The sequence below is a fragment of the Candidatus Moraniibacteriota bacterium genome (genome assembly GCA_016699795.1).
GTDB lineage: Bacteria > Patescibacteriota > Minisyncoccia > Moranbacterales.
On the sequence record CP065011.1, the window covers coordinates 864,584 to 890,225 of the forward strand.

A 25,642-nucleotide genomic window follows, 5' to 3' on the forward strand; every position below is an offset into this window, starting at 1 on the left:
GAAATTTTGAAAAAACTATTTTGTTTTTTTAGCTTATTTTATTTGATGATAGAAATTGATGTATGTATCTAAGAAGTTATGAGAATTTAGAGCAAAACGAGCGAAGAAAATTAATGGCTGAAATTGAAAATGAATTAGTTATAATAGAATCTGATTTGAAACGAAATGCGAGAAAAAAAGAGGATCTTCTTTTGGAAAAAAGGCGTTTAAATGATCAGATTTTGGTACTTCAAGCTCGTTTAGAAGATCTTTCAAAAGAGCTTAAAAATAGTTTGAAAGAAGAATTTTACTTTCAAACTGAAATTGATCGATTAAAGAAAAAGAGAAACGTTGTAGGGAATTAGATTTCTTTAACTTCGAGTAAAAATTTTAAAAATCTTCGAAGAGGTGTCGATATATTTTAAAATAATTTTGGTAATTTACAGCCGAAATTATGAAATTTTGAGTGATAGAAGAAACCATTCTCGCTTTAAAGAGAAGGGTTTTTAGTATATGATCACGGGCATTCCAATATATGACCATTCATAAACCTTTTGAGCAGGGCCAACTCCCAAACGAACACAGCCATGAGAAACGGGTATTCCAAGATGATTCGCCCCTTCTTTATAACCTCCTGGCCATTCTGGAAGTTCATGAATGCCATACTTTCCATCCGGAGTTATCGCCATCCAATGAGGCATAAAAAGAGAATATTGTTTTGACCAGGGTCTAGGGAACTGATTGTGAATAGCAAATGTTCCTTTGGGCGTATCCATACCTCTTTTTCCAGAAGAGATAAGATAGGAGTCAACAAAACTTCCATTTTCAAAAAGTGTCATTATTTGAGCGCTAATATTAATATCAATATATTTTCCTTCTAATACTTTCGGATTGGTATATTTTCTTACTTCAGAGAGGCGATCATTGAGATTCAAAGACCATGTGGAGGGGCGAGGAGGGAGTGTGGTAAAAGAAAAAGTAGTAATCTTTTTTTGATATTCTTCATTTGGGAAATCAATAGGATAAGCGACAACATCCACAGTATATGGCACACCACTTTCGAATGTTTCTTTTGGTAGTATTTCAAATCTTGATCGATTGTCATTGCTTTGATAGATAACCTGACGCTTGGGATTGAGAGAAAAGTCTATCCAAAAATCTCCAGCACCGCGATCAAGTTTAACGGATAAAGGGTCTTCAATTCCCACAACAACATCTGTCGCATTATTTTCAGGCCAAACTTCTTCCACTTTCGGATAAGGAATAGTTTTAAAAGAAAGTGTCTTTCCTGGAAATGTCGACATGAATTTTGTTTTTCCTTCGGGGAGGGTTATGGTGTAGTCCATTTCTGGTTTCCAAATAGATTTTGGTTTTATGACGAGGGTGTTGTTTTTTTCCCATGAAACAAAAACATTTGTCTTGGGTGTAATGCGAAGAGATTCTCGAAAATTTTCTGTCGTTATTGCTTCTGTAAAATGAATAGTTATCGATTCGGTAAGACCTAGATACGAAGGCATGTCTTTAAACTCAGCAATAACGTTTTGAGCTGCTGAATAAGAAAAAAAACCAAAAATAAAAAGAAATATCAATGAGGGTGTACCAAGAATAAAAAATAAAATTTTTTTGAGAAGAACGTTTGCTTTTTTTGTCATGGAAACGATGTTAATATAAATCTTTCTCTAGTATATCAATTTGCGGTTTCTTTGAGAAGGTGTCATTTTTAAAGAGAGTTTGTTACACTAAAATAGTATAAGGGAGCTATTGCCAATCTCCATTTTTTATTACAATCTTCAAATTTTTACTACAAATTCGGTAAAAATTTGACAGAATATCCAGATATTCCTTACAAATTTTTACAATTTTCGCAAAAAAATTTGAAAATTTCATATACGAAAGGAGATTGCCAATAGTCCTATAAGAGAATAAAATAATATGCAATCAGTACTTATTCTTGGTGCCAAAGGAATGTTAGGACAGGAACTTGTTAAATCTTTTTCTAAAAAAGAATCTTACGAGGTTATTGCTTGGGATAGAGATGATTTTGATGTGAGTGATGAAAAAATTCTTCGCGAAAAAGTTTCAGATCTCTGGCCTGATATTATTCTTAATGCTTGTGCTTATAATGCGGTAGATGTGTGCGAAATTGATGATGAGGAATATGAAAAGGCCAAAATTCTTAATACACATGTTCCTGGTGTCTTAGCAGAAATCGCTAAAGATCTTCGTTCCATTTTTGTACATTATTCGACTGATTATGTTTTTGATGGAAATCGCCCTCAGTATCGTTTGGGAGGTCGGGCCCCTGGATGTTGTGGAAGTGGCTGTTCTGGTTGTTCTTACAAAAGTCCGAGTGGAAAATTTGATGGGTACAGAGAAAATGATTTACCCAATCCGCTTTCTCGGTACGGTATGACAAAATATGAAGGAGAGCAAAAAATCGAGAAAGTAGGGGATCAATATTATATTTTTCGACTTTCTAAACTTTTTGGAAAGTCTGGTTTTGGAAATTATTCAAAACAATGTTTTTTTGAAAGTATCGAAAAATTGGCAAAAACTCAAAATGAAGTTCGAGTTGTTGATGGAGAAATAAGCTGTTTTACCTATGCTCCTGACCTTGCTTTACAAACTGAAAAAATACTTTCTTCAGGTTTGGCTTTCGGAATATATCATCTTGTGAATAAAGGAGAAGAAACGTGGTACAGTGCTACGAAAAAACTTTTTGACGAAATGGGTATTCATACAAAACTTACAGCGGTATCCCCAAATGAATTTAAAAGGAATGCTACTCGTCCTGAAAGGTCAGTTCTCGTTTCAACAAAAATAGAGGCTATGCGAAATTGGGAAGAGGCATTAAAGGATTATATAAAGGAAAATAAGAAGGTATAATAATACTTTCCCTAAAATTAAACCGTAAGAGACTTATCGTAGAGGTTACAAGGTATACGGAGATTTTTTTAAACCCTTTTATTTTTAAAAGTTTCGAAAAATTTTTTAAGAAAAATCTTTATTTTTTTCGTTTTACGCTCTGTAAATTCTTTTTTAGAACTTTTCTCTTGCGAGTTTTTTCTTTTATGTTATACTTTCGCAAGTATTGAGTGAGAAAAATGCCGCCATCGTCTAGCCCGGTCAGGACGCCAGGTTCTCATCCTGGTAACAGGGGTTCGAATCCCCTTAGCGGTACAATGCGGCAATAAAATTGTTGTATTTTTAGAATAAAGTGTTATTATTTTGGAATTTTTTAGAGAAAACAAAAAATCTAAAAGATCAATTTTAGTGAAAAATCGAACGAATTTTTATGAATATTCATGAAGAATTAGCTCTTTTTAAAAAGAGGTTGGATATTGAATTGAAACTGTTTCTTGATCGGGAAATTGCTTTAGCAAAGAAACAAGACCATTTAGTTTCTCTCGCATTAATACAGGCGAGAGAAATTCTTCTTTCAGGCGGAAAGAGAATTCGTGCTGCTATGATGTATATTGGATATCTTGCTGCAGGAGGAAAAAATACTGAGGAAATAATAAAAGCTTCGATGAGTATTGAACTTGTCCATGCTTTTTTACTTATTCATGATGATGTTATGGATCGTGATGATGTTCGGCATGGGAAGAAAACTATCCATGCTCACTTTCGCGAATACGGAATAAAATATTTTCCAGAAAAAGATACGACTCATTTTGGTAATATTATGGCAATATCTATTGGGGATATTCTTACGGCTTATGGAGGTCAATGCATTTTTTCTTCTACGTTTGATCCTAATGATATCGTAATAGCCCTCAAGCGACTTCAGTCTATTGTTCTTTCAACGGTTATTGGTCAAATTAAAGATGTGAAAATGGGATTTTCTTCTAAAATTGCAACTGAAGAAGAAATTCTTCTGATGTATGAACTTAAAACAGCGAGATATACTTTTGAAGGACCTCTTTGTTTGGGTGTCACTTTGGCTGGAGGATCACAAGAGCTTCTGGATGATATGAAAGAATATTCAATTCCTATGGGTATAGCGTATCAAATACAAGATGACATTCTCGGTATTTATGGCGAAGAAACTTCTGTAGGAAAAGTGATGGGATCTGATTTGGAAGAAGGTAAAATGACTCTTCTTGTAGCGGGAGCTCATCAACGAGGAAATAAAAATCAAAAAAAAGAATTGAAAAGCCTTTGGGGGACAACTCTTACTCAAGAGAAGCTCTGTCGTATTCAGCAATTATTCAAAGAAACAGGCTCCTTTGACTATGCAAACAATCTTCAAGAAGAATTATTACAAAAAGCACGTCAAGTAGTGCAAAGAATGGTAACTCAGGATACGTATTCTCGAGATTTTCTTTTTTCAGTAATTTCTTATCTTGCAGAAAGAAAAACATAGTAATGAATAGGCAATAAATATATATGGAAAAAAAGGAGCACGTTCTTCCTATATCTGTCGTTCCCAATCATGTGGCTATCGTTCCAGATGGCAATCGTCGTTGGGCAAAAAACAGAGATCTTCTTCCTTGGGAGGGTCATCGTTTCGGTGCTGAGAATACAGAAAAGCTTATAAAAACTGCAAATAATTTAGGAATAAAATGTCTTTCTTTTTGGGGATCATCGCAAGATAATCTAACAAAGCGACCAATTCGAGAGAAGAAAGAGCTTCTTGATGTCTATAAAGTATACTTCGAGCGATTGTTAAGAAGTGATGAAATTCATAAAAATGGTGTAAGGATTCGTGTCTTGGGTGAATGGGAAAAACAATTTCCAGAATCTCTCAAATCACTTCTTTTGGAATGTATAGATATAACGAAAGAGTATACTGATCGTATGCTTAACTTTTTTTTGGCTTATAATGGTGATAGAGAGATGCTTTTTGCTATACAAAAAATGATAGAAGATGGTATATCTGCACGAGATATTCATCCTGAAACTATAAAAAAATATCTTTTTACAAAAGATATTCCTTCTGTTGATTATCTTGTTCGAACGGGAGGAGAGCCTCATTTAAGTGCTGGTTTTATGATGTGGGAAGTAGCAAATGCTCAACTTTTTTTCTCAGATACCTGCTATCCAGATTTCGGGCCGGAAATGTTTACGGAAGCTATAGAAGAATTTTCACGGCGAAAAAGAAGACTAGGTGCTTAAATTAAAGAGAGACCATTGTTAATTTCTGTTTTTTCCCACAATTTTCAAACTTCTCTTGTAATGGGATGAAAAATTGATGAGACAGTAAGATCTTTATAAAAAATAAAATTAAATATATGTACGACATTCTTCTTCGCGGGGGTTTGGTATACGATGGAACTGGAGCAAAACCCGTTCGTGCTGACGTGGCAATCAAAGATGGTTTTATCCATGAAATGGGGGAAATTTCAAAAAATCAAGCAACAAGAGAATCTATTGATGTCGAAGGAAAGGTTGTTTCTCCAGGATTTATCGATGTAAATAATCATAGTGATACACACTGGAGAATGTTTTTTGATCCAAAATTAGAAAGCCTTCTTTCTCAAGGAATAACAACCATCATTGGAGGCTCTTGTGGTTCATCTCTTGCACCACTGCTCAATGAAAAGGCCATAGATTCTATACGAAAATGGATTGAAGTTCGATCTGTTCATGCAAATTGGGGACATCTTTGTGAATTTTTCTCTTACCTTGCTCTTCGTGGCATTCCTCTCAATTTCGCTACGTTGGTGGGACACAACACTCTTCGACGTGCTTTAGTTGGAGATGAAAATCGAGCCTGTACAGAAGAAGAGTTAGCTCAAGCAGTGCGGGCAGTTCAGACTTCTCTTCAAGAGGGTGCTCTTGGATTATCTTTTGGTTTAGCGTATACACACGCAAAGGCTGCGGATGAAAGAGAGATACAATCTCTTATGAAAGCAGTTTCTGCGAAGGGTATTATAACAGTTCATCTTCGTAATGAAGGACCTTTTATTCAGGAATCTTTGGGGGAGATGCTGGAATATGCAAAAAACACTCAATCCCGTTTGCATATTTCTCATCTTAAAGTGATGGGAAAAAGAAATTGGCAAAGTTTTGATGGAGCGCTTTCTCTCTTAGATACTGCATCTCAAGAAGGTGTTGATGTGAGTTTTGATGTATTTCCTTATGATTTTTCTGGATCCGTTCTCTATACATTACTCCCTGATTGGGTTTGTGAAGGGGGAAGAATGCCTATGCTTGAAAGATTGCGAGATTTCCCCACAAAAAGACAAATTGTTTCTGAGATGAAACAATCTTCTTTTGAATTTGAAAAAATGCATATTTTAAGTGCAACATTTCTCAATCAATCACTTACAAAGAAAAACATTTCAGAAATTGCAAAATCTAGAGGTATCGAGTCAGAAGAGGCCTTTATTGAAATTCTTCTTGCAAGTGAAGGAAGAGCGCTGGCACGAATGAATGTTCTTAGTGAAGAAAATATGGAAAAGGCTATGAAACATCCTCTTTCTATGATTTGTTCTGATGGTTCGGGATATAGTTTGAAACATAAAATTATTGGGGAAGAAATTCATCCTCGAAATTTTGGAGCATTCCCGAGGTTCCTTGGTCATTATGTGCGAGAGAAAAAACTCCTTTCTCTGGAAGAAGCTTTGTATAAAATAACGGGATTTCCAGCGAAACGTTTCGGTATTTCTCAGAGGGGAGTCTTAAAAGAAGGAAACTATGCAGACATTGTTGTATTTGATCCGGATAAAATACGAGATGAAGCTACCGTACAAAATCCTTATCAGTATGCAAGTGGGATTGAATACGTTGTGGTAAATGGAGAGTTTGCATGGAGGGATTCCCAATGTGTTGCGAAAAATTCTGGATTGATTGTTAAACGGAAATAAAGAATATACAGAGTATGTCTTGGAAAGAACAATTCTCGGGAAAGAAAATAACAGTATATGGTTTGGGTCTTCACGGAGGAGGTGTAAGTACCGTTCGTTTTTTTGCAGAGGCCAATGCTAAAATAACAGTTACGGATCTAAAAACAAAAGAACAGCTCGCACCGTCTTTGGAGCAATTAAAAAAATACAAAAATATTCAGTATGTACTCGGAGGACACCGAGAAGAAGATTTTATTTTTGCTGATCTGATTATAAAATCCCCAGCTATTCCTTGGGAAAATAACTATATTCGTCTAGCTTTGGAAAAGAATATACCCGTAGAAATGGATTCGAGTTTGTTTTTTCATTATAGCTCTTCTCCTATTATTGGTGTTACAGGAACGAAAGGAAAAACAACAGTATCTCTTCTTACAAGTAGGCTCCTTGAATTGGCAGGAGAAAAAGTTGCTCAAGTGGGTATAGGGCAGGTTCCCGTTTTGGATGTTTTAGGAGAAATTGAAAAATATTCTGTTTGTGTTTTTGAACTTTCAAGCTGGCGTTTGAGTGCTTTCAACAAGGTGAAATTCAAGAAGAGTCCTCATATAGCGGTGTTTAAAAATTTTCTTCCTGATCATTTAAATTATTATTCTTCTATGGAAGAATATTTGGAAGACAAAAAAAATATTTTTCGTTATCAAAATGAAAATGATTGGCTTCTTCTTAATTATGATGATGATGTTGTAAGAGAACTCTCTAAAGAAGCGCGATCAAAAATTATATATTTTGGATTTTCTCAACCAGAAGAGGGAAAGTTTGTGAGTATTGAAGGGGATTATCTGGTATATGGAGATGGTGAAAAAACATACCGTATTGTGGAGAGTCGAGATCTTACCTTGAGGGGTAATCATAATGTTCTTAACGTTATGGCAGCTGTCGGTGCTTGTATAGCGTATGGAATGTCTTTGGAAGATCTTCGAAAAAATATACCTTTACTTGAAGGCGTTCCTCATCGGCTTGAATTTGTAAGAGAGATGAGAGGGGTTAAATTTTATAATGATACGACAGCCACTATACCTGAAGCGACTATATCTGCACTTCATTCTTTTACTCAACCCGTTATCCTTATAGCAGGGGGATCTAATAAAGGCCTTCACTATGAAGGTTTTGCAAAAGCGCTCCTTCATAAAGCAAAGGCAATTGTTTTTCTCTCTGGTACGGCAACACAGGATATGATAAAGGCGCTCGAAGATAATAGGCAAGAAGGAGAAAAGAAGTTTATAGAAACACAATCGATAACAGAAGCAGTAACGCAAGCTTTGAGCCTAGCAGAGACGGGGGATATCGTAGTGTTATCTCCAGGAGCAGCGAGTTTTGGTATGTTTGAGAATGAATTTGATAGGGGAAATAAATTTCGTCAAGCGGTAAGAGATCTTCATTAATTTTTTTTAAGAGAATAGAATCTTTTCCATCTTTTCGACTGATGAATCTTCGAGGAGTGGAGACTTGGTCCGCCTTTGGCGGAAATCTCGCGGAGACGGAAAAAGAGTCCTTGCGAGGAGTCCGCGAAGTGACGAAGCAATTCAGAGTATATTCGAGAAAAAAAATAGAGGGTATATATTTCAAAAAAATAAAGTCTTCACCGTATAATCCTGGATTGCCACGCAGAGCCTCGAAACGACGGAGGGAAAGATCTTGCAAACAGAAAAAAGAGAGAAAAAAAGAGGATATTTGCTTATTTTGTTAATTTTGTGTATTGTAAATACATAAATTAATGTAATAATTTGTATTATAAATACATAAATATATGATAAAGCGATTTTTTAGCCCTCTCGAGCCATTATTATGTCCGAATAAAGTATTGGTACTGTATGGACCACGAAGAGTTGGAAAAACAACACTTCTCAAGGAACTTCTTGAAAAAACTTCTTTAAAGTATCGTTTTGATAGTGGTGAAAATTTACGAGTTCAAGAACTTTTTGCTTCTGGTGATTTTGAAAAAATGAAAGAATATGTTGGTGATAATGAGCTTATTGCTATTGATGAGGCTCAGCAAATACCTTCTATCGGAATGGGATTAAAAATCATAGTTGATCAGATTCCTAGGATAAAGATTATTGTGACAGGTTCTTCGAGTTTTGAATTGTTTAATCAAATTGGAGAGCCTTTAGTGGGGAGAAAAAACACTCTTACTCTTTATCCATTCGCTCAAGTTGAACTTAAAAATGAATTCAATATTTTTGATCTTAAAGAAAGACTTGAAGAATTCTTGATTTATGGTTCCTATCCAGATGTTTTTCTTGCTCCGAGTAAACAGGAAAAAATAATATTTCTCAATGATATTGTAGATTCTTATTTATTAAAGGATATTCTTGCTTTAGATGGCGTAAAAAAATCTCGAGTCTTAGTTGATCTTGTTACATTACTTGCTCTTCAAATTGGGAGCGAAGTTTCTCTTAACGAACTCGCACAACAACTCAATGCTAATGTGCGGACTATCGAAAAATACCTCGATATACTAGAAAAGGGCTTTGTTATTACTTCACTTTCGACCTTAAAACGTAACCTCCGAAATGAAGTAAGGGGAAAGCGAAAATATTATTTTCTTGATCTTGGTGTTCGTAATGCATTACTTTCACAATTTAATGAAATTGCTTTACGAAATGATGTAGGAGCTCTTTGGGAAAATTTTCTCTTTATTGAACGATTGAAAAAATGTTCCTATCAGAAAATTTTTGCCAATCGATACTTTTGGAGAACGTACAATCAAAAAGAAATTGATCTTGTAGAAGAACGTGGAGGTGAGTTTTTTGCCTACGAATTCAAATGGAGTATGGACAAAAAACAACCACCAAAAGAATTTATAGAAGAATATACGCAATCTCATTTTGAAAATATTACTCGAGAAAAGTATTGGGACTTTATCGCGGGAGAAAATGAAGACAAAGAGGGTGTATAAGAGAGGATTTCCCCGTTCTTTCGAGTGATGATGTTTTGTTTTTTCTGTCTTTGCGAGCGTAGCGAAGCAATCCAGAAATTCGGATGGACCGCCACGTTGCGGACTCCTCGCGGAATCGGAGATCCAGCATTTCACAAAAAACACAAAACATCCTATACTAAAAAAAGAAAAAAGATTATTTCACAAACAAAAAAAAGAACATTTATTATACAATAAAATAGTATGATGTTTACGAAAAAAAATACTCCCCCCAAACTACAAAGAACTCTTGATGGAATACGAAAAGAAAAAAACAATACTTATTCTATAAAAGAAAAAAAAGAAATCTCTCTTTCTTCTTTTTTTTCTTTCCTCTCCAAAAAAAGAAAACTCACTTCTACTTTCCTCTTAACCATTCTTATCTTAGGAGGAGTCTCTTTTTTCTTTTCAAAAAATATAAAAGGAGCAACGTATGGATGGATTCAAAGTAGTTGGATAGGAGGAGTAACAGTAAATACTGCTACACATACCAATAATCAAGAAAACTGGACGGAGTTTGCTTCGAAAGATACAAACATTGATACAACATCTACTCCTGGAGAAGTAAAAATTGTGGGAGTAAATAATAGCTGGATACAAACAAGTGATGCGGATTTCAATGCGGGAACGAATGACGGTATTGTGGTGAGTGGAGGAGCTGTTTCTTCTCTCCGCCCTCCTGGAGCAAGTTGTACAAGTTATACGCAGTGTACGAGTTATTCTTGTACTGGGAATCTTTGTGGATCGGATAATGGCTGTGGCGTGGCTCAGGATGCGGATGGCAATCGTTATGGATCTATCTGGGTGGGGACACAATGCTGGCTCAATAGAAATCTTAATGTAGGAACGATGCTTGCAAGTGCAAGTACCCTTCCTACCAATAATGGAACGATAGAAAAATGGTGCTATGATAATAATAGTGCGAACTGTATTTCAGAAGGGGGTTTGTATCATTGGAGCGAAGCAATGAGTTGGGTAACGACAGAGGGAGCTCAAGGCATCTGCCCCACAGGTTGGCACATACCAACGGATGCAGAACAAAACACGCTTGATCAGTACCTCAAAGACACGCTTGCAACCTGCAATGCTTCACGTTCAGGAGCGTATGATTGTATCAGTGCAGGAACCAAGCTCAAAGTAAATGGAATATCAAATATGAATATACCGCTCGCTGGTAACCGTCTTACCTCCGGCACGTTTGTCGTTCGAGGGGCGTACACGTACCTTTGGTCTTCGTCAGTTTCAGGCTCGGATGCTTGGTATCGTAATTTGAATTCTGGGTCTGATGGTGTCGGTCGCGGTCCTTATTCCCAGGCTTACGGGTTTAGTGTCCGTTGTCTCAAGAACTGATATATTTTCTTTTATTCTTTTTTTATTTTATTCTTTTTCCGAAAAAAAATATGGCAATGCATCATAATCTCCCAGTATATCGAGCGAGCTATGATTTTCTTAGAGATTTTTTTCTTTTTTCCAAACATATTCCAAAAGAGTATAAATATACCGTTGGGGAGAAAATAAAAAATGAAGCCGTTGAAATGACTCTTTGTATTGTGGAAGCAAATGCATCCAGAGAAGGAAGAAAAGAAAAAATTCAAAAAGGAATCCTTCATTTAGAACGAATACGGCTTCTAATGAGGCTTTTAAAAGATACTAAAAATATAAGTTTAAAATCTTTTGCTCAATTATCTTTGGATCTAGAGACAGCCAGTAGACAACTTACAGGATGGAAGAATTATCAACAAAATGGCCAGAGTCGCGAATAGTCAAGGCTTTCGCGAGTGCGCCAAAATCAGTTCCATAGCCCTCTCGTTTTTCGGGAAATATAAAAATGAGGAGTAGGAATAAGGTATTCCATTGGACAAAAGCGTGTAGCATTTGTTCAAGAGTAATAGTGGCTATTTGACATAACGCTCGCTGGTAACCGTAATACCTCCGGCACGTTTGACAATCGAGGGACGAACACGAACCTTTGGTCTTCGTCAGTTTCAGGCTCGAATGCTTGGAATCGTAATTTGAATTCTGGGTCTGCTGGTGTCAATCGCAATCCTAATTCCCAGGCTAACGGGTTTAGTGTCCGTTGTCTCAAGAACTGATACGCGATGATGTATGAAAAAAGAGGATGTGGAGATTTATATTTACATCCTCGTCTCGCGTTTTTTTGAATCCCAATATTTTTCTATGAATAAACAAGAACTTTTTGAAAAAATTCTTTCTGCCTACTATGACGCTCGAAAGAATAAAAGAAAAAGTCACGACGCAATTTTTTTTGAGATGAATTATGAAAAAGAATGTATGCGATTGTGTGAAGAGCTTATGGATAGAACGTATAGAATTTCACCCAGTTCTTGTTTTATTGTGAACAGACCAGTAAAAAGAGAAATTTTTGCCGGAGCTTTTCGTGATAGGGTTATTCATCATTTTCTTTTTAATGCTGTAAATCCCTGGTGTGAAACAATGTTTATCCGTGATACGTATAGTTGTCGAAAAGGAAAGGGAACCTCCTATGCCGTATCTCGTGCAATACATTTTCTTCGCTCTGTTTCAAAAAATTATTCTTCGGATGCTTGGGTAATACGACTAGATATAGCGGGGTATTTTATGTCTATTCGAAAGGATATTTTATTTTCTATCTTTGTAGATCTTTTAGAACGTCATCGAAACGCTATGTTATATGACTTTGATCTTCTTTTTTGGTTAGGACAAAAAATTATTGATAATAATCCAATTTTTTCTGCTAAAGTGAAAGGAAAGAAAGAGGATTGGGTTGGGTTGCCGAGAAATAAAAGTCTTTATTGGGCTGAAAAAGGTTGCGGATTACCTATCGGAAATTTAACAAGTCAACTTTTTGCAAATGTATATTTGAGTGATTTTGATTACTATGTTCGATCTATAGTTTCTCGTCTTGGGGGATGTTATGGGCGATATGTAGATGATATTCTTATTTTTATACCTAAGAATAAGAATATTCGGACAGTTGTGCAATTACTCGAACAGCATCTTTTTAAAAAAAGACGGCTTTATATACATCCGAAAAAAATTTTCACACAACCGTATAAAAACGGTTTTTCTTTTGTTGGTAGATATATCCTTCCTTATAGAATATATATAAAACGAAAAACAAAACAGAATATGAAAAAAATTTTATTAAGAAGATGAATACAATTTCAAAACGAAAGACAAAATAATAGAACTTGTGAAATTCATTCATTTCATGCTTGTTGGATATCGTATGAAGGTATATTTGAATATTGTAATGCTTATAAAGTAAGAGAAAGATGGACTTGTGTTTATAAAAAGAAGAAGAAAGAATTGGAATTGATAGAAATGAATACTATAAGAGTGTAACTGATGCAAGTCATTGGGTTCTTATTAGAGGGAAATAAAGAAGATTTTTTGAAAATTTTTTTGAAAATAAAAACTATGGTATACTTGGAGGGTATGAAATTTCTCAAACAAACAGCACAAAAAAGGAAAATACAGTTTTTTGTAGGAATGTTTTTTGTGGTGCTTGTGAATGTTTTTTCTGTGGGAGAGGCGAAGGCATATACTTTTGATACTAACTGGATATCGCCGATCAGATCGTATCCAACAGCGGTTGGTTTTGGCACTCTTTCTTGGACGGAAACTCCTGCTGTGGATGCAAGTGCTTTGATGTATATTCGTGCAGGGAATACAGCTATTCCTGATGGTTCATGGACGGATTGGACGGCTATTTCCAATGGAGGGAATCTTGCTGTCTTGGGGGTCAAAAAATATGTGCAACAAAAAATTAATTTCTTTGGAAATGGCTTAGCTGTTCCTGTTATTTCCGACATTACTTTATCTACGTATTCTGGAGAGCTTTTTTCTTCGTCTTATGATACTAAAGCTTCTCTCAATCAAATCCTTTCTTTTCATTGGAATGCATTAGAATCTGGCTGGGGGAATACGGCGTTTCAGATACAAGTTTCTCGAGACAAAACAACATGGAATTCATGGTGTAGTGGAATGGAAAATCCAAGCGGAAATTGTGATACTTCGGTGTGGTTTGAAAATGATTCTGGAACGAATGAATCGACGGTTGTGATGGATAATGCACAGTATCGTTATATTCGATATAGACTTTTTTTTACAGGAAATACTGAAAATACGGCTTCCATAGGGGATGTTCGTATAGAGTATGATAAAAAAATATACCAAACACATTTTACCAGCCCCGTCAAAGACTTTCTTTCCCCCTCTCTTTTCCAAACGCTTTCTTGGAATGAAACTCCGGGACTTGAAGCAGCACTCACTATGAATGTCCGATCAGGAAATACTCCAACACCTGACGGAACATGGTCTTCATGGATTCCCATTTCCAATGGGGGAGATATATCCCAATTTACAGGCAATCGCTATCTTCAGTATGAAGCAACGTTTTCTTCGTATGATGTAGATACATCAGTTATTCTTTCCGATGTAACAGTTGCTTACTCCCAATACCCCGTAGGCTCCTATCTTCTCACCTCTTCCCCCTACAACTCCACCGATACTGCGAACCTCCTCTCTAAAATAGAATGGAATGAAACCATTCCTCCTCAAACAAATATACGTTTCCAACTCCGAACCGCACCAGATCTAACAGGATCTCCTGATTGGAACAATGGTTCCAAATGGTGTGGACCTACAGATTGCGCCCTCACAACAAATAGCAATGACTTTGCTTCGAGTTTTTACGAAACAACACCACAAGGAGAATCTACCAATCCCATACATCTAGAAGGAAACAATGATCAATGGTTACAGTATGCTACCTGGCTTTCTAATGAAAACACCGGAGCCACTCCAACACTTTCTCAAGTAACGCTTACCTATCTGGTAAACGCTTCTCCTATGATTCAAAATGTAACTGCTACTCCCAATACAGATAAAACAGTAGATATCACCTACGAAGTCAAAGATCCTGATACAACTACAGGAACCAATACTCCAGGATTTATTACTCCGAGCTTTTCCTATTGGGATGGAGATTCATGGGAAAGCATTGCTTCTAATACTCTAGCTCCCGAAGATGTACAAAACAAAGCAGTGAATCAAGATTCGTACACAACACACACAGCTACCTGGACTCCTTCACTTTCTCACTCAAATCTCTATCTTTCTGGATCAGCCAAGATTCGTGTCACTATAGGGGACAATGAAGGAGCAAATAATACAGCAAATGCAGAATCCAATACCTTTACATTGGATACAAAGATTCCAGAGAACCCTTCTCTTTCTATAGACGCATCCACTCAAGATCTTCTTGATACCAACACCACATCACTCCTTACTCTTTCTGTATCTGAAGACTCTCAACGATTCATGAAAGTTTCTCTTTTTCCTGATCTCTCTGATACTGATTGGGAACCCCATACTCTTAACAAAACTATCAAACTCCAAAGTGATCCTGATACCGTCTACGCACAATTCAAAGATCAATACGGAAATGAAACACAAATCATTGCTACTGAGAGTATAGAGACTCCTTCTCATATCATGACACAAGATACTTCTAATCTTTATCTTACTCCTCCTGAATATCGAGTCTTTCTTAGTTTCAAACCATCAGAAATCTCTTCTCAAGAATTCTCTCGTTATGAACTCTTCAGAAAAGAAGAAGGGGGTTCTTATGGTACTGACCCTCATGATATACGAACAGTTCCTCAAGAAAACTTTCTTACTGATTCAGGAGGAGGTGTTGATCCTAATACTCTCTATACGTATAAAGTACGAACCAAAGATACACTCGGAAATATTTCTTTCTTTTCTCAAGAAGTAACTGCCAAAGCAAATGGCATCCAAGATGCAGGAGAGGGTGGTGGTGGAGTTGATGATAGTTCTCCTTCTATTGCCAACGTAACCGTAGAATCTAAAGACACCACAACCGTAACTATCACATGGGAAACAGATGAACTCTCTGACTCTCGTGTAGAATATGCAACCACTCCCAACACCTATACCAAACAAACAGGAGTCTCTACCTATGCTGACACCCAAGCACAATCAGGACTTCATAGAGTCACTCTTACCAACCTCACACCAAACACTCCCTACTTCTTTAGAGTTGCCTCTACTGATCCTCAAGGCAATACCGGAGTCAATGACAATAATGGCAATGGATATGAAGTCACAACGAATCCTGGACCTTCTATCAGTGGTGTAGCGGTATCAAGTGCTTCTAACACACAAGCAACCATATTCTGGAATACGAATGTCCCTGCAGACTCTGTACTCCATTACAGTGAAAACAAGAATGGATCTCTTATCGATCCTATCACTCTCTCCGGATCAAGTGTTCTTACAAAAAATCATCAAGTAACCTTAGATGCTCTTACTCAAGGAACCACCTACTATTTCTACGTTACCTCCACCGACTCACAAGGAAACATTGCCAATGACAATAATGGAGGAAACTATTTTCAATTCTCTACAACACTCGACGAAACACCTCCTACCATAACGAATCTTCAAACATCTCTTATCTCAAATGACAAAGCAGTTATTACAGCAAACACAGATGAAGAAGCATCCTTCCTCCTTCAGTACAGAAAAAAAGGAAGCCTTACCTTCACACAAACAGAACAAGGAACAACATACGATAGATCTCACTACAGGGTACTCGATACTCTTACTCCTGATACAGAGTATGAATATCAAGTGAGTGTTAAAGATATCAATCAAAACGAATCACAGAGTGATATACAAACAATGAAAACAACCTTAGATCCAGAATACAATCATGCACCTCTTTCAAAGATTCATACTATCAGTGATCCTCCTAAAGTACTCACTGATCAAAAAGCAGTCATAACCTTCCAGACGGATCAAGCAGCAAACTGCATCCTTGAATATGGAACCCAATCAAGAAACTACCAAGAAGTTCCTCAAACAGAAGCGACAGGAATCTATGACACACTCCATTCCCTGCATCTTGGAGGACTCATCTTTAACACAACCTACTTCTACAAACTTCTTTGTGAAGATAATCTTGGAACCCTCATAGAGAGTGAAGAAAAAAGCTTCACAACAAAACTCAAACAAGTAGACAGTGGAAGTGAACAAGCAGAATCTACTCCTCCCTCTATCTCAGGAGTCAAAGTCAAAGACATTACAGGAGAGAGTGCAGTGGTGAGTTGGGAGACGGATGAAGTTTCAAACTCACAGGTGAGGTATGGGACGACGGAGGAGATGGAAGAATTAAGAGGAAATGCTTTGATAAATACAGACATCGCTAAATTCTCAACAGCCCATTCTGTAACCTTGCGAGGACTCATTCCTTCAACAAAGTATTTTTTCAGTGCAAGCTCATACGACACCGCCGGAAACATAGGCACCTCCTCCCAACAAACCTTCCAAACGCAATCTCCTTCTTCCATCTCTTCCATTAAAGCTTCTTCCAAACAAATAGGGGAAACAACTATCACATGGAAAACTTCCACTCCCACTACCTCTATTGTTGAATATGGAAACACAGAAAACTATGGACAAACAAGAAAAAGTGAAGAACTCAAAAAAGATCATGAAATTATCATAAACAATCTTTTAGAAAACTCTACCTACCACTTCCGAGTAAAAGGAGAAGATGAATCAAAAAATCTCTTCTCTTCTTCCGACTCTACCTTTGAACCAAAGTCTCCACCACAAATCAAAGAAATCAAGATAGAAGTTCTTTCAGACAGAGAAGCAAAAGTAAACTTCCTTACTGATACTCTTACCGACTCTCTTGTAACCTACAAAAACAAAAACAAAGAAGAAGATCAAAAGAGTGAAGGAAATCCCTCCCTCCTCCAAACTCACTCCCTCACCCTCAAAGAACTCACTCCTGGAGAAAACTACGTTCTTACTGTACGAGTCAGAGATGATATGGGAAATGAAACTCTCTCTGATGAGATAGAATTCACTATGCAAAAAGATGAAACTTCTCCTACAGTAGAAAGAGTCTCTACCGACTCCGCTCTTTCACAAAACGGAAAAGTACAAATGATTATTAACTGGCAAACAGATGAAGATGCTTCTTCCTCCCTCATCTACAAAGAAGGAAGAGCAGGAGAAGAAAAAACAGTGAATGTAAGTTCTTCCCCAACAAAGAATCACATCATTGTACTCACCTCTTGGAAACCAGGAACTCTCTACTCTTACAAAGTCATAGTAAAAGATCTGAGTGGGAATGAAACCATAACCAAAGACTACATCACCCTTACACCACAAACAAAAGAATCTGTTGTAGAACTCATCATAAAGAACTTCAAAGAAATCTTTGCTTGGACGGGAGGGTAGGAGGGGAGGGGAAAACTCTCTGAACTCATAAAAAAAGAGAGATCGTCAAAACAATCGTGACTGGTTTTCTCTTACATTAAAATTATCAAGATATAATTCTTGCGGTGACGGAGGGAGGGAGGTTCCTATAAAAAAGTGTATTTGATGTAACTAATGACTTTACTCGACTTTAATAAAAGAGTATTACCCAAACGACAAGAGAACTAAAAATTTGCTGAGGCTCTGGGACAAAGTTGGAATTTTATTAAGAATTTATAGATTGCTCAATTGCAGCTTTAAGCTCTTCGGGGACATCCGTTCCTATGCGATAGACTTTCCCATTTTTCATAGTTATCTCAACCGCATAAAGACCGGAAACACTGTAAATCCACATATATGGCCAGAACCAGATTTTTATTCCCCATCCGTAGTACCAGTGATTCTTTACTGTTTGAGTTGAATCTATCTGATCAAGTGCAAATTTCTTGGCAAAAATTCCGTAACCAAACCTGATCCGAAGATAGCTTTCATCGATTGACACTTTCAGTGTGGCAAATGATCCAAGAATAAACAGAATCAATGCCATTATGGCAGAAACGGCAAAATTTGTTCCGGAGTCGACCGAAGGAGCCTCGGCTCTAGCCGTAATTTGAGCCCATGTAAAAAGTACTAGTATGGCTAGTGTAACAACTAGCATTAGGTACCCAATTTGGGTGTGTTTGTACGAAGTCATAAATCTATGAGTTTATTTTTCCAGACTACTACTTTACCGGCAGATGGGTCTTTCCTTGTTTGATCCTTTTCATCATAACACAAACAAAAAAGCCCTTAAAGGGACTTTTTATTTGCGTATGCTGGGCCGGTAGGATTCGAACCTACGCATGACGGGACCAAAACCCGTTGCCTTACCGCTTGGCTACGGCCCAAAATTTATGATGTTTCTACAAGAGAACCCCCAAATATTTCAAGAGCGTCTGTAAGTGTTTCTTTGGAAGTATTCTTGTATTCAGAATCAGATTTACTTAATCTTTCATACCCAGATTCTTTATCGGTGAGACAGAGAATTATAGCGGGTAATTTTGCAAGTTTAGTAAGTATTGCCTCTGCTGTCAAACGATTCTTTGCATCATTGATTTTATCACGATGAAGAGCGAATGGTGTTGTGAGTATAAGGGTTTTTTCTTCCATCCGAAGGGGAAGTGTATTGGAGAAAAGAAGGGAGAAAGAAATATTTTGCTGCTTTGTTTCCAAAAGAAAATCACTCCAAACAGAGTGGGCTTTTTCCAAAGAAAAGACTAATTTTTTGGGTAATTCTTCTTTTATCTCAAGAGAATCATCTGTATGTTTTTCCTTCTTACTCTTTTCAATTTCTTTAGGGGTAATTATATTTTTAGAAGGAGTACTTATTTCTGAAGGAATTTCTTTTTTAGGAATTTCTTTTACATCTTCTATTTTTTTGGTAATTTTTTCTTGTTGGGGTAATGATGTATTCTCTTTTGGGATTTCTTTTTCGAAAGTTTCCTTTGAAAAGTTGGAGGAAGAAATTTTTACAGAGGCTATTTCGAGTGGTAATTGCGTTAAGAAGGAATCCTTTGTTTTTATCTGAGCAATGGAAAGAATTTCTATAACCTCAAGAAGCCTTTCTATATCAGTCTTTTTTATTATAGTATCGATACATTCACGATACGATGTACCCGGAGAATATTCTGGGTCAATATATTGGGATCCAAGTTTAATATGAAGTGCTTGACGAAAAAAATAAATAAGATTTTTTAAAAAAACTTCATAGTCCCTTCCTTTTTTTGTGAGATGGTCTATAAGAGAAAGATTTTCAGCACTCGATTTGAAAAAAAGAGCGAAAGCAAAATCAGATATTATGTGGAAATCGCTAATACCAAATATTTCCTCAATAGCTTCTTTGGTAAAAGATTTCTTTTTTCCTAATGGGATAATTTGAGAAAAGAGGGATTCAGCATTTCGCATACCTCCTTCGGAAAGAAGGGCGATAACACGAAGAGCTTCTTCCTCAATAGAAACATTTTCTTTTTTTGCAATAAAGGAAAGTTTTTCAACTATGATATCTGTAAGAATTCGAGAAAATTCAAATTCTTGACAACGAGAACGAACCGTAGGAAGAACTTTGTGAAGTTCCGTGGTCGCAAGAATAAAAATAATATGCTTAGGAGGTTCTTCTAATATTTTAAGAAGAGCGTTCGAAGCTCCTTTGGAAAGCATATGAACTTCATCAATAATATATATTCTATAAAGAGATCCACTCGGAGGAATGGTCATTTCTTTGCGAAGTTCTCGAATGTTTTCTACTCCAGTATATGAGGCGGCATCTATTTCGACTACATTGAGAGATATGCCTGAATTTATTTCTTTGCAACTCGGACATTCTTGGCAGGGCTCTAAATTTTTAGGATTATGACAATTGAGTATTTTTGCAAAAATTCGAGCAAGAGAAGTTTTTCCTGTTCCTCTTGGTCCAGTAAAAAGATAGGCATGCCCAATTCGATTTTTTTGTACAGCCAAAGAAAGAGCTTTAACGATATGAACTTGTCCTTTTACTTCGGAAAATGAAGAGGGTCGGTATTTTTGATAAATATTAGCCATAGAGGGAATGCTTTTTTGGAGAAATCTTTCTCTAGTATACGAGGAAAGATTTAAAAAGGAAAGATAAAAATATCTTATGCCAAGTTATTTTTTGAAAACAAAAAATTTATACCCAAAGAAATTCCAAGAAATAACAGCAATAGATGCTATCGCAGCTGAAATATTTGCCCAAACTATTGAATTCATTGTCCCACTACCAATAACATTTACCATTAAATGAGAAATACCCACATTGAGAAGCGCTCCAATAAAACTTACCATAAGGAATTGAGAAAATTCATTTTCCATTTTTTTCGTATTTTTACTTTCAAAAGACCAAAATTTGTTCCAAAAATAACTATTGATTACTGCTACAACGAAGGAAATAGCTTTAAATCCTGTAAACCCAATTCCATTTGAAATATGAGATACAAGAATAAGAAGATTGAGTACTCCAAAGTCTATAGAAAAATTAGCAGCTCCAACAGCTCCAAACTTAGCAAGTTGAAAAAAAAAGTTTGCAATATATCGAGAAAGAAGGTATCCGATCGCAATTCCCAATACTGAAAATAAGGTAAATCCAATAAGAATAAGAAGAGGATTTTCTGTAAGAGGGGAATTAAAGTTTTTAAGGGTGAAAACGGCCATGAGTCCGAATATACCACCATTGATACCTCCAAAAATAAGGTCTTTAAGACTTAGTGGAGAAGTATTTTTTTGCATAGTATCGGGAGAATAGAATTGAGAGAAGGTGGATTACTTTTGTTCGCTATCATTTTCTGGATTTTTTCTTAATTCTTCTTCAATTTTTTCAATATCTTTTTTCCATTCCTCAAGGAGTTCAAGTGAGGAGGTTGTATCAGCGACTTCTTCGTCGGTTGTGTTTGTATGAGAATCTGAAGAAAAAGAAATTTCTTCAGCAGAGGAGATTTCTTCCTCTTCATCATCATACACATCTTCTTCTGGTTCTTTTCGATAGGTTTTATAGGCAGGTTGTGGCTGAGGTTGTTGAGTTTGTTGAAAAATAGGGGAATCTCTGTCGAGAACTATAGGTCGTTCCTTAGCTTTGGCTACAATATTCTCAATAGCTCCCCAAGAAGAATCAATATCGCGAGGAAGTACTATAGCAGCCTCATCTCCTGGTTCGGCCCGAAAATAAGTAACAGATGCAAGAAGAACGCGAAAAGGTCTTCCATTGGCAATTACATAATAATTACCTGTCTCGTCTTGCATAACGATACCTAAAGCATGTCGTCGTTCTACAGGACCAACTTGTTTATAGATAAAAGAACCTTCTCCTGTTATAGTAAGTTTTAGGAAGTCACCTTCGACAAGTTTTGATTTAGAAGCATAGTTTGCAGGAACAGGATATTGTTTTCCATCTGTCCCAAACATAATTTGACCATCAAAAGTTCCTTGAACAATGGTAGTACCATCATCAAAACCTTCTATTTTATGACGTCGGCCAACTTTTTTCTTTCCTTCTAATTGTAAAAGCATTGCCTTAGCGCTTTGAATAGTTTTTTCTGCGCTCGTAATCATATCCCGAAGAGAATCTATTCTTTGAGATCGTTGCTGTTCATCTAATTGGGTGGTGTCGTTTGTATTTGTCATACTTTTTTGATTATCAGGCGACGAAAAAACATCGCCGAACTTTTTGTTTTATAAATTGATTACATTTGAGTATAGCATGCTTTTTTAATTTGGCAAGTTTTTTACAGTTCCTCATTATGCTAATCGAGGAAGGATAAATTTTTTCGGTATTTCTTATACTATAGTATATACGAGTTTATCGACGAGTATCTTTCAAATAAAATTTTGGAGGTATTTATAGAGAAAGAAACTACTTAATTATAAAAAGAATTTTTTTAATTTTTTATTTTTACTTTTTAAAATGAAGTGAAAAAATGAAATGAAAAAAAACATAACTATTAATTTTTTATGGCAGATCTTTAGGCACTAGAATAAATGTATAGAATTTTCCTTTTTATTTAAGGAAAATTAAAAATATTTTTTTTCTATTCTTTATGTTGTATTTTGAAAAGAGAATAAGAAATTATAAAGCATAAAAGAGTTCTAATTAAGAAACAAAATATGTATTTTTTTGAGAAAAAAATACGCTTTATTGAAAGATTTGTAGAAGATCTTGACAAGTGTTTGAGAGTCTGTATACTGGGAAAAGCATTGAAGTAGCGGTCCGACTGGACCCATTTACAACACAAGGTACTTGAGGTGTAAGTATCGAAAAGGAGAACACATGAATTGCGTATCTATTTATTTTTATTTTAAAAATAAATAAACGAAGTGATGTGTCCTTCTTTTACGAGAAGCGCCTCACGGCGTTTCTTTCTTTTTTGAAGAAAGAAATTAGACACAAGAACATTAACAATTTTTATCATCATCACAATTTTGTGCGATTAGTCCCAGAACTTTACTTGAGTCTTTTCAGAGAAGTTAGTCAAGTAAAGGGAAGGTTCTCTTCGTCTAAGTTTTACTTGGACGTCGTAAACTTTGTTTTTCATAAGATTTTTCTCAAAAATCTTTTTTTATAGAGAGTTTGATCCTGGCTCAGGATGAACGCTGGCGGCGTGGATAAGGCATGCAAGTCGAGAGGGTTTAGACCCTCGGCAAACGGGTTAGTAACGCGTGGGAACGTGCCCCAAAGTCATGAATAACTCGAAGAAATTCGAGATAATACATGATATGCTCTACGGAGTAAAGATTTATCGCTTTGGGAGCGGCCCGCGTCCTATCAGCTTGTTGGTAAGGTAATGGCTTACCAAGGCTACGACGGGTAGGGGGCGTGAGAGCGTGACCCCCAACATTGGCACTGAGACACTGGCCAAACACCTACGGGTGGCTGCAGTCGAGAATATTCCACAATGGACGAAAGTCTGATGGAGCGACGCCGCGTGCGGGATGAAGGTATTCGTATTGTAAACCGCTTTTCTGTGAGAAGAATTTCGATGACGGTATCACAGGAATAAGAGGTTACTAACTCTGTGCCAGCAGTAGCGGTAATACAGAGACCTCAAGCGTTATCCGGATTTATTGGGCGTAAAGAGTGAGCAGGCGGATATGTTAGTCGGACGTTAAATTTTCGGGCTCAACTCGAAACTCGCGTTCGAAACGGCATATCTAGAGAGTGTGAGGGACCAATAGAACTCATGGTGTAGTAGTGAAATGCGTTGATATCATGAGGAATACCTAAGGCGAAGGCATTTGGTTGGCACATTTCTGACGCTCAGTCACGAAAGCACGGGGAGCGAATAGGATTAGATACCCTAGTAGTCCGTGCCGTAAACGATGCATACTAGGCATTGGGGAAATCGACCTCCTCAGTGTCGAAGCTAACGCGTTAAGTATGCCGCCTGGGAAGTACGAGCGCAAGCTTAAAACTCAAAGGAATAGACGGGGATCCGCACAAGTGGTGGAGCGTGTGGTTTAATTCGATGGTAAGCGAGGCACCTCACCAGGGCTTGAAACTGAACTGCAATATCTGGAAACAGGTATGCCTTCGAGGGTGTTCAGCAGGTGTTGCATGGTTGTCGTCAGCTCGTGCCGTAAGGTGTTCCCTTAAGTGGGGTAACGAGCGCAACCCCTATTGTATGTTATACATGTCATACAAGACTGCCCAGCCTAGAAATCGTGAAACTTTACATTTTTTGTAATGGTTTTCGTGATTTGTAGGCTGGGAGGAAGGAGGGGATGACGTCAAATCAGCATGGCCCTTTGACGCCCTGGGCGACACACGCGCTACAATGGCCGATACAGAGGGTTGCCAAACCGCGAGGTGGAGCTAATCTCAAAAAATCGGTCTCAGTTCGGATTGGAGTCTGCAACTCGACTCCATGAAGCTGGAATCACTAGTAATCGGGAATCAGCCACGTCCCGGTGAATGCGTTCTCGGATCTTGTACTCACCGCCCGTCACACCAAGAGAGCTGGCAACACCAGAAAGCCCCGTTTTATACCGGGGATTACGGTGGGGTCGGTGATAAGGGTGAAGTCGTAACAAGGCATCCGTAGCGGAAGCTGTGGATGGATCACCTCCTTTCTAGGGAGATAATGGTGAACACTTACATATTCTTTATTGGGTATGTAAGACCAACCTACGGTCGAGAGAGTCCCGTGGGGCTGGTCGCACAAAGTTGTGATAAACTTTTTTTGAAAAACAGGGAGAAAATCTCTGTTTTTGTTTTTCTTGAAATATAAAAAAAGAAACGAAATAATGTCGTTTCTTTTAAAAAAAGAACTATACAAAAAGAGGATTTTTGTTTTTATTATGAAAAAGAGAAATTCGGAATATCTTTAGAGATATCCTCGAGATGTTGCATAGGATCGACCGAGTGAATAATTTCTTGTCCAACCATTAAAATGCAATGTTCTCCTCCATTTTGATATATTTTTCGAAGAGAAAGAATTCGATTACTCTGATGAGTTCTTTTATCCGAATAGTTTTCAAAAGGGACGAGAAGAAGAAAATCCTTTTCAATTCCTGGAATTTTTCGAATACCAAGAATTTCTTTTGGAGGACAGATAATACCCTCAAATTGTGATCGAAATGCAATTTTGGCAAGGCGTTGAATTTGAATTTCGGTTTTTGGAAGAAATCCAATTTCGTTGAGATCTTGAGGATCTAAATTTGATAAAACCGTTTCGGCTATAAGAAGAGGCTTAATACTATGCTTCATAGTATTAACATAATTTCTTATAGCATGAAGACCTTTCGTTGAACTGAAAGCACTTACACTTAGCATCCAAATTTCGAGATGAGACAAAGAATGGATGGCTCTTACCATGGTCTCAGGTATATCATTAAATTTGAGGTCAAGAAATATTTGAAACCCTCTTTTGGTGAGGTGTTTTATTATATCAGGCCCTGTTCGGACAAAAAGACTCAATCCTATACGAAGACCTATTTGATTGGGATCAATATACATTGCAAAAGCTAAAGCTTGCGTTTGGGTGTAAAAATGATCAAGATCAACGATGATTTTAGGGTTATTCACGAGAGTATCTCCCTGCTATTGTTTAAGGAACTT

17 protein-coding genes, 2 tRNA genes and 1 rRNA gene are annotated in these 25,642 nt (G+C 36.9%); 13 read left to right on the forward strand and 7 right to left on the reverse strand.

What is annotated here, in order from left to right:
• The first annotated feature begins 62 nt into the window (after positions 1 to 62).
• Positions 63 to 344, forward strand: coding sequence for a hypothetical protein (locus IPN70_04040; protein ID QQS61029.1), 282 nt, complete (start codon positions 63 to 65; stop codon positions 342 to 344).
• Between the two features lie 141 nt (positions 345 to 485).
• On the opposite strand, the gene IPN70_04045 is transcribed toward IPN70_04040, so the two are convergent.
• Positions 486 to 1,631, reverse strand: a complete 1,146-nt coding sequence (locus tag IPN70_04045; protein QQS61030.1) for a L,D-transpeptidase family protein — start codon at positions 1,629 to 1,631, stop codon at positions 486 to 488.
• A 280-nt stretch (positions 1,632 to 1,911) separates the two neighbouring features.
• Here IPN70_04045 and IPN70_04050 point away from each other — a divergent pair, with 280 nt between their 5' ends.
• The 11 genes from IPN70_04050 to IPN70_04100 all read left to right on the forward strand — a co-directional run bounded on the left by IPN70_04050 (position 1,912) and on the right by IPN70_04100 (position 18,024).
• Entirely contained in the window at positions 1,912 to 2,865 is a 954-nt protein-coding gene (locus IPN70_04050; GenBank protein QQS61031.1) for an NAD(P)-dependent oxidoreductase, read from the forward strand.
• 220 nt (positions 2,866 to 3,085) lie between these two features.
• Positions 3,086 to 3,159 (forward strand) — tRNA-Glu (locus IPN70_04055).
• A gap of 115 nt (positions 3,160 to 3,274) precedes the next feature.
• The gene (locus IPN70_04060; protein ID QQS61032.1) at positions 3,275 to 4,345 is read left to right on the forward strand and encodes a polyprenyl synthetase family protein; all 1,071 of its coding nucleotides are present in this window, start codon (positions 3,275 to 3,277) and stop codon (positions 4,343 to 4,345) included.
• Positions 4,346 to 4,368: 23 nt separating this feature from the next.
• A complete protein-coding gene (uppS, locus tag IPN70_04065; protein QQS61033.1) occupies positions 4,369 to 5,097 on the forward strand; it encodes a di-trans,poly-cis-decaprenylcistransferase in 729 nt (242 codons plus the stop codon).
• A 116-nt stretch (positions 5,098 to 5,213) separates the two neighbouring features.
• Positions 5,214 to 6,791, forward strand: coding sequence for a D-aminoacylase (locus IPN70_04070; GenBank protein QQS61034.1), 1,578 nt, complete (start codon positions 5,214 to 5,216; stop codon positions 6,789 to 6,791).
• Between the two features lie 14 nt (positions 6,792 to 6,805).
• Positions 6,806 to 8,209 (forward strand): UDP-N-acetylmuramoyl-L-alanine--D-glutamate ligase, encoded by a 1,404-nt coding sequence (gene murD, locus IPN70_04075; GenBank protein QQS61035.1) that lies wholly within the window; start codon positions 6,806 to 6,808, stop codon positions 8,207 to 8,209.
• 365 nt (positions 8,210 to 8,574) lie between these two features.
• Complete coding sequence (locus IPN70_04080) at positions 8,575 to 9,726, forward strand: ATP-binding protein (GenBank protein ID QQS61036.1); 1,152 nt, start codon at positions 8,575 to 8,577, stop codon at positions 9,724 to 9,726.
• 222 nt (positions 9,727 to 9,948) lie between these two features.
• Positions 9,949 to 11,094, forward strand: coding sequence for a hypothetical protein (locus IPN70_04085; protein ID QQS61037.1), 1,146 nt, complete (start codon positions 9,949 to 9,951; stop codon positions 11,092 to 11,094).
• Positions 11,095 to 11,144: 50 nt separating this feature from the next.
• Entirely contained in the window at positions 11,145 to 11,507 is a 363-nt protein-coding gene (locus tag IPN70_04090) for a four helix bundle protein (protein ID QQS61038.1), read from the forward strand.
• 415 nt (positions 11,508 to 11,922) lie between these two features.
• Positions 11,923 to 12,900 (forward strand): RNA-directed DNA polymerase, encoded by a 978-nt coding sequence (locus tag IPN70_04095; protein QQS61039.1) that lies wholly within the window; start codon positions 11,923 to 11,925, stop codon positions 12,898 to 12,900.
• 282 nt (positions 12,901 to 13,182) lie between these two features.
• Positions 13,183 to 18,024: a fibronectin type III domain-containing protein gene (locus IPN70_04100; protein ID QQS61040.1), complete on the forward strand. Its 4,842-nt coding sequence runs from the start codon at positions 13,183 to 13,185 to the stop codon at positions 18,022 to 18,024.
• Between the two features lie 244 nt (positions 18,025 to 18,268).
• Here IPN70_04100 and IPN70_04105 read toward each other — a convergent pair whose 3' ends face one another.
• From IPN70_04105 to IPN70_04125, 5 genes are all read right to left on the reverse strand, one after another.
• Positions 18,269 to 18,589, reverse strand: a complete 321-nt coding sequence (locus IPN70_04105) for a hypothetical protein (protein QQS61041.1) — start codon at positions 18,587 to 18,589, stop codon at positions 18,269 to 18,271.
• A gap of 268 nt (positions 18,590 to 18,857) precedes the next feature.
• Positions 18,858 to 18,929: transfer RNA gene (locus IPN70_04110), tRNA-Gln, on the reverse strand.
• Between the two features lie 4 nt (positions 18,930 to 18,933).
• Positions 18,934 to 20,619, reverse strand: coding sequence for a DNA polymerase III subunit gamma/tau (gene dnaX / locus IPN70_04115; GenBank protein ID QQS61042.1), 1,686 nt, complete (start codon positions 20,617 to 20,619; stop codon positions 18,934 to 18,936).
• A gap of 84 nt (positions 20,620 to 20,703) precedes the next feature.
• Complete coding sequence (locus IPN70_04120) at positions 20,704 to 21,321, reverse strand: GtrA family protein (protein ID QQS61043.1); 618 nt, start codon at positions 21,319 to 21,321, stop codon at positions 20,704 to 20,706.
• A gap of 33 nt (positions 21,322 to 21,354) precedes the next feature.
• On the reverse strand, positions 21,355 to 22,212 hold the full coding sequence (locus IPN70_04125; protein QQS61044.1) for a hypothetical protein: 858 nt from the start codon (positions 22,210 to 22,212) through the stop codon (positions 21,355 to 21,357).
• A 931-nt stretch (positions 22,213 to 23,143) separates the two neighbouring features.
• Here IPN70_04125 and IPN70_04130 point away from each other — a divergent pair.
• Positions 23,144 to 24,654 (forward strand): 16S ribosomal RNA (locus IPN70_04130).
• Positions 24,655 to 24,880: 226 nt separating this feature from the next.
• Here IPN70_04130 and IPN70_04135 read toward each other — a convergent pair.
• Entirely contained in the window at positions 24,881 to 25,609 is a 729-nt protein-coding gene (locus IPN70_04135) for an orotidine 5'-phosphate decarboxylase (GenBank protein QQS61045.1), read from the reverse strand.
• Between the last annotated feature and the right edge of the window lie 33 nt (positions 25,610 to 25,642).

Bases quoted from the DNA above. Each gene is read 5' to 3' on its own strand.
- dnaX (QQS61042.1), bottom strand. From the start codon at position 20,619: ATGGCTAATATTTATCAAAAATACCGACCCTCTTCATTTTCCGAAGTA.
- IPN70_04040 (QQS61029.1), top strand. From the start codon at position 63: ATGTATCTAAGAAGTTATGAGAATTTAGAGCAAAACGAGCGAAGAAAA.
- IPN70_04045 (QQS61030.1), bottom strand. From the start codon at position 1,631: ATGACAAAAAAAGCAAACGTTCTTCTCAAAAAAATTTTATTTTTTATT.
- IPN70_04120 (QQS61043.1), bottom strand. From the start codon at position 21,321: ATGCAAAAAAATACTTCTCCACTAAGTCTTAAAGACCTTATTTTTGGA.
- IPN70_04060 (QQS61032.1), top strand. From the start codon at position 3,275: ATGAATATTCATGAAGAATTAGCTCTTTTTAAAAAGAGGTTGGATATT.
- uppS (QQS61033.1), top strand. From the start codon at position 4,369: ATGGAAAAAAAGGAGCACGTTCTTCCTATATCTGTCGTTCCCAATCAT.
- IPN70_04070 (QQS61034.1), top strand. From the start codon at position 5,214: ATGTACGACATTCTTCTTCGCGGGGGTTTGGTATACGATGGAACTGGA.
- IPN70_04085 (QQS61037.1), top strand. From the start codon at position 9,949: ATGATGTTTACGAAAAAAAATACTCCCCCCAAACTACAAAGAACTCTT.
- IPN70_04050 (QQS61031.1), top strand. From the start codon at position 1,912: ATGCAATCAGTACTTATTCTTGGTGCCAAAGGAATGTTAGGACAGGAA.
- murD (QQS61035.1), top strand. From the start codon at position 6,806: ATGTCTTGGAAAGAACAATTCTCGGGAAAGAAAATAACAGTATATGGT.
- IPN70_04100 (QQS61040.1), top strand. From the start codon at position 13,183: ATGAAATTTCTCAAACAAACAGCACAAAAAAGGAAAATACAGTTTTTT.
- IPN70_04080 (QQS61036.1), top strand. From the start codon at position 8,575: ATGATAAAGCGATTTTTTAGCCCTCTCGAGCCATTATTATGTCCGAAT.
- IPN70_04095 (QQS61039.1), top strand. From the start codon at position 11,923: ATGAATAAACAAGAACTTTTTGAAAAAATTCTTTCTGCCTACTATGAC.
- IPN70_04125 (QQS61044.1), bottom strand. From the start codon at position 22,212: ATGACAAATACAAACGACACCACCCAATTAGATGAACAGCAACGATCT.
- IPN70_04090 (QQS61038.1), top strand. From the start codon at position 11,145: ATGGCAATGCATCATAATCTCCCAGTATATCGAGCGAGCTATGATTTT.
- IPN70_04105 (QQS61041.1), bottom strand. From the start codon at position 18,589: ATGGCATTGATTCTGTTTATTCTTGGATCATTTGCCACACTGAAAGTG.